This is a genomic window from Micromonospora sp. NPDC047465, assembly GCF_040643125.1.
Classification (GTDB): Bacteria; Actinomycetota; Actinomycetes; order Mycobacteriales; family Micromonosporaceae; genus Micromonospora.
Window position 1 is genome coordinate 1 of record NZ_JBEYTP010000087.1, and the last position, 12,855, is coordinate 12,855.

The 12,855-nt window shown below is 68.0% G+C and carries 14 protein-coding genes; 5 read left to right on the top strand and 9 right to left on the bottom strand.

Annotated elements, in window-relative coordinates:
- Nucleotides 1-114 precede the first annotated feature (114 nt).
- Together ABZ793_RS33830 and ABZ793_RS33835 are read left to right on the top strand one after the other, a co-directional pair.
- Complete coding sequence (locus ABZ793_RS33830) at nucleotides 115-372, top strand: hypothetical protein (RefSeq protein WP_357464917.1); 258 nt, start codon at nucleotides 115-117, stop codon at nucleotides 370-372.
- 245 nt (nucleotides 373-617) lie between these two features.
- Nucleotides 618-815: a hypothetical protein gene (locus ABZ793_RS33835; RefSeq protein ID WP_357464919.1), complete on the top strand. Its 198-nt coding sequence runs from the start codon at nucleotides 618-620 to the stop codon at nucleotides 813-815.
- Between the two features lie 3 nt (nucleotides 816-818).
- Here the strand turns inward: ABZ793_RS33835 and ABZ793_RS33840 are convergent, their stop codons facing one another.
- The 7 genes from ABZ793_RS33840 to ABZ793_RS33870 all read right to left on the bottom strand — a co-directional run bounded on the left by ABZ793_RS33840 (nucleotide 819) and on the right by ABZ793_RS33870 (nucleotide 8,239).
- The gene (locus ABZ793_RS33840; RefSeq protein ID WP_357464921.1) at nucleotides 819-1,775 is read right to left on the bottom strand and encodes a sulfotransferase; all 957 of its coding nucleotides are present in this window, start codon (nucleotides 1,773-1,775) and stop codon (nucleotides 819-821) included.
- 262 nt (nucleotides 1,776-2,037) lie between these two features.
- Entirely contained in the window at nucleotides 2,038-2,919 is an 882-nt protein-coding gene (locus ABZ793_RS33845; RefSeq protein ID WP_357464924.1) for a DUF1963 domain-containing protein, read from the bottom strand.
- A gap of 480 nt (nucleotides 2,920-3,399) precedes the next feature.
- Nucleotides 3,400-3,942: an FAD-dependent oxidoreductase gene (locus ABZ793_RS33850; RefSeq protein WP_357464926.1), complete on the bottom strand. Its 543-nt coding sequence runs from the start codon at nucleotides 3,940-3,942 to the stop codon at nucleotides 3,400-3,402.
- 21 nt (nucleotides 3,943-3,963) lie between these two features.
- Nucleotides 3,964-5,235 carry an MFS transporter gene (locus tag ABZ793_RS33855; RefSeq protein WP_357464928.1) on the bottom strand — a complete coding sequence of 424 codons (1,272 nt, stop codon included), beginning with the start codon at nucleotides 5,233-5,235 and terminating at the stop codon, nucleotides 3,964-3,966.
- Nucleotides 5,236-5,237: 2 nt separating this feature from the next.
- Nucleotides 5,238-5,840 (bottom strand): helix-turn-helix domain-containing protein, encoded by a 603-nt coding sequence (locus ABZ793_RS33860; RefSeq protein WP_357464931.1) that lies wholly within the window; start codon nucleotides 5,838-5,840, stop codon nucleotides 5,238-5,240.
- A gap of 434 nt (nucleotides 5,841-6,274) precedes the next feature.
- The gene (locus ABZ793_RS33865) at nucleotides 6,275-7,054 is read right to left on the bottom strand and encodes an alpha/beta fold hydrolase (RefSeq protein ID WP_357464933.1); all 780 of its coding nucleotides are present in this window, start codon (nucleotides 7,052-7,054) and stop codon (nucleotides 6,275-6,277) included.
- Nucleotides 7,055-7,279: 225 nt separating this feature from the next.
- Entirely contained in the window at nucleotides 7,280-8,239 is a 960-nt protein-coding gene (locus ABZ793_RS33870; RefSeq protein ID WP_357464935.1) for a DUF4304 domain-containing protein, read from the bottom strand.
- Between the two features lie 642 nt (nucleotides 8,240-8,881).
- On the opposite strand from ABZ793_RS33870, the gene ABZ793_RS33875 reads away from it, so the two are divergent.
- Nucleotides 8,882-9,421 carry an N-terminal phage integrase SAM-like domain-containing protein gene (locus ABZ793_RS33875; protein WP_357464937.1) on the top strand — a complete coding sequence of 180 codons (540 nt, stop codon included), beginning with the start codon at nucleotides 8,882-8,884 and terminating at the stop codon, nucleotides 9,419-9,421.
- Here the strand turns inward: ABZ793_RS33875 and ABZ793_RS33880 are convergent.
- Nucleotides 9,385-10,662, bottom strand: coding sequence for an IS701 family transposase (locus tag ABZ793_RS33880; protein ID WP_357464939.1), 1,278 nt, complete (start codon nucleotides 10,660-10,662; stop codon nucleotides 9,385-9,387). The genes ABZ793_RS33875 and ABZ793_RS33880 overlap by 37 nt on opposite strands.
- Before the next feature lie 526 nt (nucleotides 10,663-11,188).
- On the opposite strand from ABZ793_RS33880, the gene ABZ793_RS33885 reads away from it, so the two are divergent.
- Nucleotides 11,189-11,320, top strand: coding sequence for a hypothetical protein (locus ABZ793_RS33885; protein ID WP_357464941.1), 132 nt, complete (start codon nucleotides 11,189-11,191; stop codon nucleotides 11,318-11,320).
- Nucleotides 11,317-11,562, top strand: a complete 246-nt coding sequence (locus ABZ793_RS33890) for a hypothetical protein (RefSeq protein ID WP_357464943.1) — start codon at nucleotides 11,317-11,319, stop codon at nucleotides 11,560-11,562. The genes ABZ793_RS33885 and ABZ793_RS33890 overlap by 4 nt, the downstream gene beginning before the upstream one ends.
- Nucleotides 11,563-12,006: 444 nt before the next feature.
- Here the strand turns inward: ABZ793_RS33890 and ABZ793_RS33895 are convergent.
- On the bottom strand, nucleotides 12,007-12,855 hold an 849-nt coding region (locus tag ABZ793_RS33895), incomplete at its 5' end, for a hypothetical protein (protein ID WP_357464945.1).

Genomic DNA, 12,855 nt, shown 5'->3' on the forward strand with positions numbered 1-12,855 from the left:
CGCTGCTGCCCCCGACGCGCCACCGCGATCATCCAGGCCATCCTCGCCCTACACCACGTCCAGACCAGCCGAAACCCACGATGAAAAGGGCTCACTGTTGAGCGCCTCGCCGGGGTGGCGCTTCGCGCGGTTACCTATCCCCATGGCGACATCTGTCAGTACCTCACGGTGTGGTTTCGCTGCAGGCCGGTCGGGGGTGACGCACGCGTCAATGACGAGGAATCCCTTGCCGTTGGCTGGTACAGCCCTAAAGCGTTGCCGGACCTCGATGCGGTCGACCGGCTACGCATCGACACCGCCCTCGACGACGCCGCGCCGACTTGGTTCGCCGTACCTGGGCAAGGCTACGACTGGCTTCCGTCGGGATCCTGATCTTCGCGAGCCCGCGAGACTCTTCGCCGGGCATCCGCTTTTCGACAGGTCCGGACGTGCCTCACTCGCCGAGCTGTCAACGCCCGGTTCGCGGCAGAACCCCGCGCCAGACGTGTTCAACCAGGCACCCACGGCGCAGCCTTCCGTCGGTGACAAATGCGTGGAGAACGGTGACGGCCTGGGCTAGCGTTTCGGACATAGAAGACGTCAACTGGGCACGCCTGAAGCACGCGTACGGTCGCGCCGTGGACACTCCTCGCCATCTCGCGGCTCTACTGGGCGACGATCAAGGCGCCATCATGCAGGCACCGGGGCATCTCGACGTGGCGGTGCTGCATCAGGGGCACGCGTACCCGGCCACCGCACCAGTCGTCCGCGAGTTGGCCGGCTACCTCGACGAGATGGCCGTCGGACCAGGAGTTCGCGACTGTTTGCTGGAGTAGCCGTCACCCATATCCCATGGCCGGGATGACGTTGCCGAGTGCTTCTTCGATGAACTCGCGGGTTTCGTCGTCGAACTGGTCGTTGCGGTTTGTCAGCTTGTGCGACTGAAACGTTGAAGGGGTGGCGAAGTCGTCGACGTCGAGCCGTTCGAACAGGGCGCGGCGCTGCCGGGGCCAGTCGGCTGCGAGGTCTTCTGCTTTCACCTCGATGTATCGCCTGCCCGTCAGGTCGACCGTGTTCTTCCAGGTGAGCCATCGGTGGTAGACCGGCTTGAGGTAGGCGAGCGCGCCGTCGACGGTGGGCGGTGCCCATGGCTGGGCCAGGTGGGATGCGAGCACTGAGACCGGGTGACGCTTGATGTGCACGATGGTCGCTCCGGGGACCAGTTCCCAGAGGAACTCCATGCACAGCAGGTTGAACGGTGTCTTCTCGCACCAGGTCGGCTTGCCCGCGTCGGCGGCTGCTCCGCCGAACATGGTGTCGATCAGGCCCCGCAAGATTCCGAGCAGTTCGCTCCGGTCGCTGAAATACCTGGGAAGTACCCGCCGGCGACTCACCGGCTCGAACGGACCGGCAGGCCGGTCGGCGTTCCCGAAGCCTTCCGCGGGCGCAGGTTCGTCGTATGTGTACGCGATCAACTGCGGCCAGAGCTGTTGCACCGCGTCCCGGTAGCGCCGCTCGCCGACCAGCTCGGGAACGGTTTTGCCGCGATCGTCGCGCCGGCCGGGCACTCGTACGGTGAGGAAGTCGCTCAGCCGGTGCAGGGCGTCCTCACCGACGGTGGGATCGTATCGATCGGTGAGCGCGTCGGCCAGGTCCCGCAGGCCACCCGGGTCGATGAGAAACCTGGTCTCCATGGGAATCCGGTGGATCAGCGGGTGTTCGCCGATGATGTCGGCGATCCGTGACGTTCCCGAACGACCCGTACCCGCAACGAAGACCGGTGAGGGGGAAGGCATGACGAGCAGTCAAACTCTCAGCCCGGCGCCTGTGCAAGCCATTTAACCTTTTCAACCAGTGCTACGGGTCAAACGCGCACCCGTCACGCTCGGCGCCTGCCGGACGGCCGTCTCCAACACGGAAGCGAACCACGAAGCCTCGAAACGTGTCACCTCCCTCGCATATTTTGATGCAGTGGTCTCGGCAATAGCGGATGCCCAGCATCTGACGTCGGCATCGCCGGCAACGCAGATCGTGGCCGTATCCGGCGCCGCCGGTGTTCTATGGGATCAACTCAGCCACGGAAAGCGCCTCGTCCAGCCGACCAGCGGCCAGGTCGTCGTGACGGATCACGAAACTCCCGTCACTCCGGTAATAGAACTCGTTATCTACGGGAAAGCGGGCGAGCGACACCCACTCAATCGTCAGCCGGTGCGTCTCCTTCTCCACATGGGAATACCATTTCGCGACCGGGATGACGATCTCGCCGGTCTTCTCGCGCCACGCGAGGGTCTGCTCCGCAATACTCTTGATTACCTCCTCGTCGGCATACCCGCCGATATAGGCGCTGGCGTACCCGTTGTGCGGCGGCCAGAGATCGTTGGCCAGAGCACAGAGTTCGTCCAGGTGCGGCAGGTCACGCTCGAGGTCACGGGCCAACTGCTGCTGGAAGGGCGACAGGTCGTCCTCGTCCTCGTCCTCCTCGTCCGCCCCGAACCAATCGGGGAACTCCGCGCGCAGCGTGGCGCCGACGTCGTACTGCTCGCCGACGAACGCGTCGTCGGTGGATCCTGCCGCCACCTCGGTCTCGGTACCGGCCGGCACATACACGACTCGCCCGTACCTCCGCTCCCCGGTGGCAGCGGCCTGCTCGTGGTCCAGGAAGAACAGCAGCGAGCCGTCTGCCGGCAGGCCGAAGCCGTCGACTCTTGGCAGCGCCGCACAGTCGACCGAGAAAATGAACGGCAACGGACTGACCCCGTCGGACGGCCAGTCCATGCCCACCGGCAGCCGGGGCAACCCACCGAACTGCCCGACCGGAACACCGCCAGATCCCCCGCTCAACCGGATCGACAAACGGAGGTGCTGGATAAACCGGCTGACCTCGTCGTCCGGGATGCCCAACGCGAGCGCTGCACGACGAAACTGCCCCTGATGATCCATAGCGCAACATGGTGCCACGAAGACAACGACCAGAGGGCGAGCCCGGCGACCGGGTGCCCCACGGCCCGCACGCGCTGTCGTCCGCATCGCTGCCGCCGTGATCGGGTGCGCACATCTCGGCAAATCAGTATGTGGGCGGACGCTGAGCGGCTTCACCAGCAGTGACGAAAGCATTCGTTGTCGCTGCTGTGGAGAGCCGCGAGCGGCCACGTCGGGAAGAGATCTCCTGGGTAGATCGTCATGACGGGCTGTAGCGGTTCCAGGTGCCACCGGCGGCGGCGTGGTCGTGTGCGAGCAGGCAATACCGGATGCCCAAGGCCCCCGCTGCCGCCACAGTGACCAGCTCGTAGCGCCGCTCACCCAGGCCCAGTCGACTGGCAGGGTGCGGTAATCCAACTGTCGTGTATTCGGGACTTACCGATTACGGTGCGTTGCGGCTAGTGTAGGAAGCGTAGGCCGGACACCGGTGCTCCCTCCAGATCAGCCGACGAACTCGGCGGTGAGGGCGGCACCCACCCGCCCGGCGACCCGGGAGGCGGAGCGGACCGCACCCTCGATGTGGCCGTAGAACTCGGGGGACCGTTCGCTGCTGGCCCAGCGCAGGCGCCCGGTGGCGACCGCCGGACCGTCGGGTGCGCGCAGCCACGCGCCGAGCGCCGGGACCGCCCTGTAGCAGCCGCCGACGTACTCCTCGCTCCGCCAGTCGCGCTCGTGGAAGGCGACCGGGTGGCGTGCCGGTGCCCCCCCAGCCATCCGGCCAGGCGCTCCAGCACCGCGGCGCAACGGCGCGGCGGTAGGCCTCGGCGGCGGCGCCGGCGACGAACCCTTGGTCAGCGCGCCGAGGCCGTCGCGGGACGCGCTGTCGTCCACCACATAGCAGACCGGCCCGCGGTCGCTGGTGATCCATCCGGACAGCCCGGCCGCGTACCAGAACTGCTCGGGATAGACGATGCTGATCTTGATGGCTGAGCCGCAAGTCAACCGGATCGACGCCGGGTTTGCCCATGTGCTGAGTCGTCCCACGACAGTAGTCGGAAGCCGTTCTTACCGTGGGTCGGATGTGCCGGTGGCCATCGCGGCCTGTGGGTGGTCGAGCTGCGGCAGGGCGAGGGCGAGCGGTACGGCGAGCGCCGCCAGCAGCGCGCCGGAGAGTACGGTCGCGCGTTCGTCCAGCAGGTCGGTGGCGGCCCCGGCGAGTGCGTAGCCGAGCGAGCCGCCCAGCGTCGCTGCGGAGGCCATCCAACCGAACGCCTCGGTCTTCGCGCGCGGCGACACGGACGCGCCCAGAATCGCGGTGGTGATCGTCGCGGCGGGCGCGAGCGAGATGCCGGCGAGCACGGCGGCCGGGGCCAGCATGAGCAGCGGACCGGGGGCTGCCAGCGGCAGGAAGAGCACGGCCGCGGCCGACATGATGAGGACGAGCTGCTGCCGGCTCGTGCCGGGCCAGCCGCGCGACCCGTACACGATGCCGCCCACCACACTCCCGGCGGCCCAGAGCGCGAGGATCAGGCCGCTGATCGCGCCGGCTCCCGCCTCCACCGCCCGGGCCAGGATGCTCACCTCGGCGAAGGCGATCGCGCTCGCGGTCAGTGCCGCCGTGAGCATGAGCAGCCACAGGCTGCGTTCGCGGAAGAGATGTCTCGCGCGCGGCCGGGCGTGTCCCGTCTCCGCCCTGGATCCGGCGGCGGATACGAAGAGGCTCGTGCCGAGGGCGGTGGCCAGCCCTGCGCCGTAGAGCGAGAGCTCGGGCCGGCCGGCGGCCGCACCGGCGGCGGCGAGCGGCGGGCCGGCGATGAAGGTGAGCTCAATGGCGATCGCGTCCATGCTGTACGCCGCCATGCGCGTGCGGGGATCGGTCAGCCGGTTGGCGCACAGGGCGCGGAAGGCGGACGTCAGTGAGGGCTGTGTCGCGCCGGCCAACACACACGCCGCGAGGGTGGCGCGGATGTCGCCGGAGCCCGAGGTGGCGACCACGGAGGTCAGGCCGCCCAGGTTGATTGCGGCGCACAGCAGGAGAACGCGCGGGCCGAACCGGTCGATCAGCCGGCTGACGAATGGCATGCTGGCCGCGGTGGCGACGCTGTAGGCGGCGACGGCGATCCCGGCGTCGCGGAAGGTGCCGGTGCGGTCCTGGACCAACAGCATGATCCCCAGCGCCGCGACCCCGGTGGGCAGGCGGCCGAGGAAGGCGCCGAAGGCGGCTCGCCGGATGGCGGGATGGCGGAGCACGGCGCGGTAGCCACCCCCGGAGGATGCGGGTCGCTCGGGCGTGGCGGAGGCCATGGCCTCGGCGTCCGGTCCCTGTGACGGGCTCATGGTCAGTCCTCGATGGCTGGTCGGTCAGCGCCTTCCACCCCCGCCGACCTTTCGTCGGGGAAGCCGTAAACGACCAGGCGGACCCGCCGCCGGCCGGGCTCGGTGGAGTTTGCCGCCCGCGCGACGTGCCTGCGGGTCAGGTCCTCCACCTCGACGGCCCAGTCCTTCAGCTCATCGGGGGTGAACATGGCGACCCGCGAGGTGATCGTCGTCGCCTGCTGCCAGTGCGCCGATTGCTGCTGGCGCGACCGCATGAAGCGGAGGACGGCTTGGTGGTTGTGGTTGACGGAGACCCGCATGACTTCGTCGGTGGCCTCGCCGAACTCCTCCTCGCCGGGGGGCGCGGTCTCCACGACGTCATACGTCAGCCGCCACGGGCGCTCCCGGCGGTCGTCGGTGCTGACCTGCTCGACCAGCTTGCTGCGGGCAAGGACGTGCAGGTGGTAGGAGCAGCTTTTTGCGGTGGTGGAGAGCAGTTCCGCGCAGCGCGAGGCGGTCAGCACCCGATGCTCACGGAGCAGTTCGAGTATCTCCAGGCGCGTCGGGCTGGCGACCGCGCGCAGCGCCTCGAGGTCGCGAAGCACGCGAACACGTTCGGAAGACATGTTCCAGAATGGTAGTTCCCGATCGATGTGATGACAATCAGCACGCGTTCGCCCAGCTCGGGGCGTGGGATGCGCCGCTCCCGGGGGGCGGAAGATGACTGGCAGGGTCGCGTAATCCAACTGTCTTGTATTCGCGTTCATGGCTCGTCCGCAATCACGGTGAGTCACACGGAGCATGGTGCTGGCGGCGAGATCTGCATCTACGATCATCGTCTGATGACGCAGCGGCGATCTGGATGCCGTACTGACCGTGAGGGTGTCCGGACGACTGGCGCGCCATGTCAGCGGCAGAAGAGTACGGTGAACTGCCTGCTCACGGCGGGGATAGCACCTCGTACAGGACCAGCAGAGAACGATGGCGCGGACACGCCGGGGATCCGTGTTCGGCTATGCCCGCGGCCATTCCCACGCCGGGCTCATTCCCGCTCCGCGTGCTACAGAAAATACTCCTTCAGCACGGCAGCGATGGTGTCCGGCGCCACCTCGTGCGTCTGGCCCTCCAAGGTCTGGTACTTCGCGGTTGGGATCGCGTCAGCGAGCGCCTTGGCCGGGCGGCGCAAAAAGTCCGGGCTCGCACCACCGTCGGCGACGAGCGCGGGAACGGCGACGAGCGCGGCCCGCTCGCGTGGCACGGTGCCGTCACCGAGCACCGCGAAGTCATAGGCGATCGTGTGCGCGACGCCCTCAAACACCGACCACACGGGCGACTGCCGCATCCCGGCGATCGCGTCGGTGGACATGCCAACGCCCGACATGAAGAACTCGACCGCATCACCACGGCGACCGGCTGCAAGCATCTCGTTGAGCTTTCTGTTGCTCTCCTTCACACCCTCGGTGTCTCCGCCCTCGGCGGTATAGGGCGGCTCATACAGCGCCAGCTTCCTGATCGTCAGGCCGCTCGCCGCCGCCTCCAAGGCGAGGGCCGCACCGGAAGAGATGCCGTACACATACGCCAAGCCACCGGCCGCCTCAATCAGCGCCTCGAGATCCTCGACTTCGCGGGCGACCGCATACGGTGAGCTGTCGCCGCTCTCACCCCGCCCCCGGCGGTCATATGTATACACCGTGAAGTCCGGCACCAGGACTTGCGCAAGCGGCGGCATCGGCCCGAACGCCCGATAACACATCGCCCCGTCCACCAGGATGAGGGCCGGCCCCTCACCCGCCCGGTCAAACGCGATGGTCGTCCCATCGCGGGATGTCACCTTGGCCATGCCTTCTCCCTTCGGCCTTGTCACGGATTAGACCGTGCCCGCGCCCGAAACTCGTCGGTCCGCTGACCGGTCTCCGCTCTGGCTCGGACAGAACTCGTACGTCTTTCACCGGCATGATCGGGTGCTCTGATCTCGGCACGAGCGGGTGGCGCAACCCGCCTGGCGACTGTACGTAGCGCCCGGTCGGCGGCATGAGCGTGCATCCAATCCAGGGCTTCGGGCTGGCTACAGCAGCTCTAACAGGGTTTTTATCCGCGTGGCCAAAATCCGCTTCATGGTTCCTTCGACGCGGACGCTGACGACCGTGCTGCCCGGTGATTTGGCCAGATGAACCATCAGCGGTGGCATGCCCATGAGCGGATACCGGAACCAGGCGTCGACTGACTCGTCGTTCGTGTCGCCCAGCGCTCCGGTGAGCGCCGCCTCATCAAGGTCGTCGTACACGTAGCCGATGTACCCGCTGATCCGTTTCAGCAACTGGACGACGTTGTCCTCGGCCGCCTGTCCCTGAACAGCCGGCTCCACATCGGTAGCGCGCCGGGTAGGGTCACTTCCTGAGTCGGACTCATGGCGCAACTGCGGACGAGTACCGAGAAGTTCACTACTCTGAGGGTCGTAGGGGTTGGCTGAGTACTCCCGGATGAACCCTGCCGCGCCGGGCTCGCCTGCGTGCAACAGGTGTTCGAGTTCTTCGGCAGGGCCCTTCCCGGCCAGGAGCCAAGCCCGCACCCGCCAGGCACGGCCTCCAAAGAGGTCAGCAGCATCCACGAAGAGGGTGTCCCGGTCCAACATCTGCAGGAGCTCAGGCAAGGTTTCATCAACACGTCGCCGAACATCTTCCGACACCTTGACGAGCGTCGCGCGGTCTTTGATCGCCCACTGATCTCCCCCCGACAGGATGGTGAACCCGATCCGGTGAGACCAGATGCCGTGGGAACTCCGGGGAAGCTCGGAAACGGGAAGTCCCAGGCGGCGCCGGCGGCTTTCCCAATGCGGAGCCAATACCAGCGCTACGTTGATGTAAAAGACCTTCTCTGTGCTGGTGGAGTGCGCCGATGACTGCAGTTCCACGATGAACACATCCCCGTCACGGGAGAATCGGCGGAAGACCCGAGCACCCTTCTCACGCTCGAACCCGTACCCGGCAAGCTGATCCGCGAAGCCCTTGACGAAGGTATCGAACAACGACCGCATACTCGTCACAACGCTTCCTCAACTCTCCGTATCGGCCCCGGCATACCCTACGACGAGGCGATCAGCGCCCCCGCAACTCAGTCGGCGCACTCTTCTCGGCATGAGCGCGCACCGCGTCGGTCGTGGAGGTGCGTCCGGCTGAGAGGGCTCGCGCGCAGAGACGGGTCCCCAACGCCTGGCTCGGGACCCGTCAAGGTAGGCTGATCTTCAGCCGAGCGGGATAGTGCCGATAAGGCACATCCCCCGTTGGGCACCGGTTTGTGTCGATCCTCGTACACGGACCAAACCCCAAGAGCGCGGCATCGGCTGCGGTGATTATCTGGGTGCCAGTTGTAGTTCTTCCCGGACGACGATCATGGATTCATGGTCGTGATCGCCCCTCGGACACCAGTATGAACGACACAGGCTTTGGGCCACTGACCTGGCAGAACTCAGGTTAGCGGCCTTGATCGTTTCTCGGGCTGTTTGCCGCCGTGGGATCACCGGCTCTGAGCCCCGTCCGCACCGCAGGTCGGAGCGATCCTGTGTCCGGCGATCAAGACGGTTACGGTCCCACCGTTCCGCATATAGGTGCGTCGGCGGTGGAGCCCGCAGGACACCGGGTCGAGGTCGCCGCGTTCACGTGGAGGAACGGTGGCGCAGATCGAGAAGAGGCAGACGAGAGACGGCAAGGTCACCCGCTGGCGGGTGAAGTGGCGCGACGGCGGCCGCCGTGACGGCGCGCGGGACGGCGAGACGTTCGACTGCCAGGTGGACGCCAAGCGGTTCAAGGCGCTCGTCGACGTCGCCGGCAACCACCGGCCGACGCCGGAGCAGCTGGCCGAGCACGGCTTCGCGCACCTGGTGCCCGCCGGCGTGGCCGCCCCGGCGCCGGAGCCGGCCGAGGGCGTGCTGACGTTCCGGGCGTACGCCGAGGAGTGGTTGGGCCAGCTGGTGAAGCCGCACCCGGAGACGGTGCGCAAGTACCGGGAGCGCCTGGAGAAGCACGTCTTCCCGCGGCTGGGCGACCGGCCGATCGCCGAGATCACCCGGCGGGAGATGCGCGAGTGGCAGCAGGGCGCGGGCGGCGTGCCAGGTGCAGTGCTGGACGCCCGCTTTGAAATCGATCCTCCTAGTACGGCAGCCGCCGTTCGGGATCATGGCTGGAGTTCGAGGTTGAGGCGTCGGGTGTAGTGGGCTTGTCGGGCTCGGGCCTGATGCTGGCGCCGCCATTGTGACCAGCGCAGACGGTGGGCGAGGTTGCTGATCGGGCGGATGATGCAGGCGTTGATCAGACGGCGGACCTCGTTGACCGTGAGCTTGATCAGTCCGGTGTCGGCCGGGTTGTCGTCGGCGGCGTCGGCGGCGCAGATTGCCAGGACGGCGAGGGCGGCCAGGGCGAGGGTGGTGAACCGGTGCCAGGAGTCCCAGCGGCGGACCTGGTGCTGGTCGAGGCCGACCTGGCCCTTGGCGGCCTGAAAGCTCTCCTCGACCGTCCAACGGATGCCCGCGACCCGCACGAGTTGGGCCAGGGTGGCCGGTTGTGGGGTCCAGCAGCGGTAGAAGGCCAGTTCACTGGTGGTGGTGTTGCGCCTGATCAGGAGGCTGTGTCGGCCGCCGTCGTCGGGGTCGGCGTCGGTGCACACGTCGTCGAGCCAGGCCCAGTCGTAGAGGCGTGGCCCTTTCGACCCGGCTCCGGCGCTGCGGCGCTGCCACGCCGAGGCGGGTAGTTCGGTGGCGACCCGGTCGGCGCGGAGGCGGACCTTGCCGCCATCGAGTGGCACCAGGTGGCTGCGGGATACGGCCAGGACATAGCCGAGCCGGTGTTCGCGCAGGTGGGCGCGGAAGGCGCTGCTGTTGCCGTACGCTTCGTCCGCGGCTGCCCACCCGGCCGGGACGCCGGCGCCGAGAGCCGCGGTGATCATCTCGGCGGCCAGGTCAGGCTTGGTGGCGAACTCGACCTCGTCAGGGACCCCGGCGGCCTGGCATCGGTTCCGGTCCTCAGTCCAGGACACCGGCAGGTAGACCCTGCGGTCGATCAGCGTGTGTCCGTACCGGCTGGCGTAGCCGCAGAACACCCCGACCTGGGCGTTTTCGATCCTGCCGGCGGTGCCGGTGTACTGGCGTTGCACCCCGACTGAGTGCACACCCTTCTTCAGGTCGCCGGTTTCGTCGACGACCAGGACCGCGTCCGGGTCACCGAACCGGTCAACGATCACCGTCCGCACATCGTCACGGACGGCGTCGGCGTCCCACACCGCCCGATACAGCAGCCGCTGCATCGCATCCGGCCGGGCATGCCCGGCCGGTTCCGCCAGCTGCCAGCACGTCTTGACCTCGATATCAGCCAGCAGCCCGGTCACGAACGCCGCCGCCGTCCGGCGCGGCTCGACCCGCCCGAACCGGCCCGCGAACGCATCGAGCACCCCGGCCAAGACCTGCCGCCAACGGGCAGGGTTTACGCTGTGGCACGCGGCCACCGCCAGATCTGATGTTGTGTCCACAACGCACAGACGATCACGCGGTGGCCGCCTCGCGTCCACCCCGCTCTACCAGCAGCATCTCAAACGGCGGCTGCCGTACTAGGATGGTCTAGGGGTGTGCGGGGGACTTCCGGGTGCCGGCATCGGGCCGGCGCGAGAACCGACGAGTGCGATGTAGCGATCGCTGCTCCGGAGGCCCCCCACGATCAGCGCCGTGCCGTGGGTGCCGGCTTGTAGGCGGCGGCCAGGTCCTCGTCTTGAAGCGGACCTTGCGGCCGAGCCGGTGGCAGGGGATGCGGCCCTTTTGACACCGTGGAAGAAGACGTGCTGCTCACGGACCGCCGCAGCGACCGAACCCGAGCCGCTGCTCTGATCCGTAGGGTCATCGGCCTCGCCGACGACGTGTAGCGGCGACACCTGCCCGACCGAGACCGGCCACTCACCGATTTCAGAACGGAGTTGGAGCGAGATGCTCGGCATGCGCGCTGAGTGGCGCACCCTCTGCGACGCCGACGACATGCGGGTCAGAGGAAAGCAGATCACCGTCCGCTTCGCGAACGAGCGCTCGCACGACGTCCGCGTCCTGGACGAGGGGACAGTTACCTCTTGACGGCCGTCGTCGCCGACGCGGACGACCTCGCCCCGGGGCAGGACGCCGCTCGCGCCGCCTGGCGGAGGAACCGACACAGCAGCCTGGTGGATTTCCGGATCGACCAGGAGGGCCGGCTGATCGCCCAGGCGTGGACGCCGAAGGACGGGCTCACCCCGGCGGCCTTCCAGACCCTCGTGCGGGCGGTGGCTCGCGAGGCCGACCGGTACGAGTTCCAACTCACGGGCTCCGACGACCGCTGAGTCAAGTCCCCTAACACGGTCGCGTCCGCGCCGAGTGCTGCCTGACACGATGGGATGACGTCCAGGATTTCACGGTTTCGCGACCCGGCTGGGCGGGCTATGCAACTCCTCGACGGTCCTTGACCTCGATGGCGGCGCGGGCGTCGGTCGCGGGTTCGGGGCGAGCCGCGCATACTACCTCCGGCGGGCGTCGCATCCGTCGGCGACGGCCGGTGCCACGCGGACGTCGCCGCACCGGCACCGGATGACGAGGTGCCCGCCGCACCCGCACGGCCACCAGTCGCGCATCGGCCGGGTCGCCGAGCCGCCCGCGTAGATGTGGCCGGCCCCGCAGCGGTCCGGCTCCTCGCCGACCGGCCCCCGCGCCTGGCGGTACGGGAGGGTCGGGGAGCGGCGACTGGACGAGCCGAGTGCGTTGCTCGTTGACATGGTCTCGCCGTTTCTTCAGACCAGGAGGCACTCCCGCATCCTCGCGCCCACATTGATCACGCCTACCGCCCGAGGGCCGGTCGGATCGTGCACGTCGAAGGTGTTGTTGCGGCGCATCAACTCACGAACCGGAGGTGGCAGCCGGGGCGGGTCGTCCATGGCTGCAAGGACCTGCCCAGCGCTCGAGATCAGTCGATCCGCCAGGGCGGCAGCGTCGGTGTCTATCCGCACTCGGCCGTACTCCCAGCCGGCGGTGGTGAGGTCGAGCACCTCGAACACGCGGGTCAGGAGCGGGTTCGGGTCGGTCACTTGGTCGAGCCGGGGCGCCTGGCTGCCGACTACCGCGACGGCGGCGGCCACCTGTGCGTACGGGTGGAAGCCGCACGGCAACGTGAACAGTGGCCACCGCAGGGCTGAGCCGGCCTCCATCCACAGCGGCCGATAATTCCGGCGGTGCACCACGAGCCGCCGGCCCGTCCGTCGGTGTATTTCGTTGGCCTGGGCCTGTAGGTCCGCGTGGGCCTCGTCGGCGACCTGGCTCACGATCCGGGCCGCCACCACCAAGCCGTCGTCGCCGTTCAGCATTGCGGTGACCGCCTTGACCTGCTCGGAAAACCGGACCTCCGCGCGAGCGCCGTACCGGCACTGAACGTCCTGTAGCAGTGCCTGCTGCCGGCCCGTATCGAGCTGGACCCGCCCGCCGCCCAGTAACCGCCGGAGCCAACGCATTTCGCCTCGTTTCAGCAGAGCCGTCCCGGACTGCGGCAATGCTAGTGCCGCATCAGGCAACGTTTGCCCTGTCGTGACGTGACGCGCCGTCCGGATGCTGGTCCGGACGGCGCGGTGTCGCCAGGCTGTCCGGGT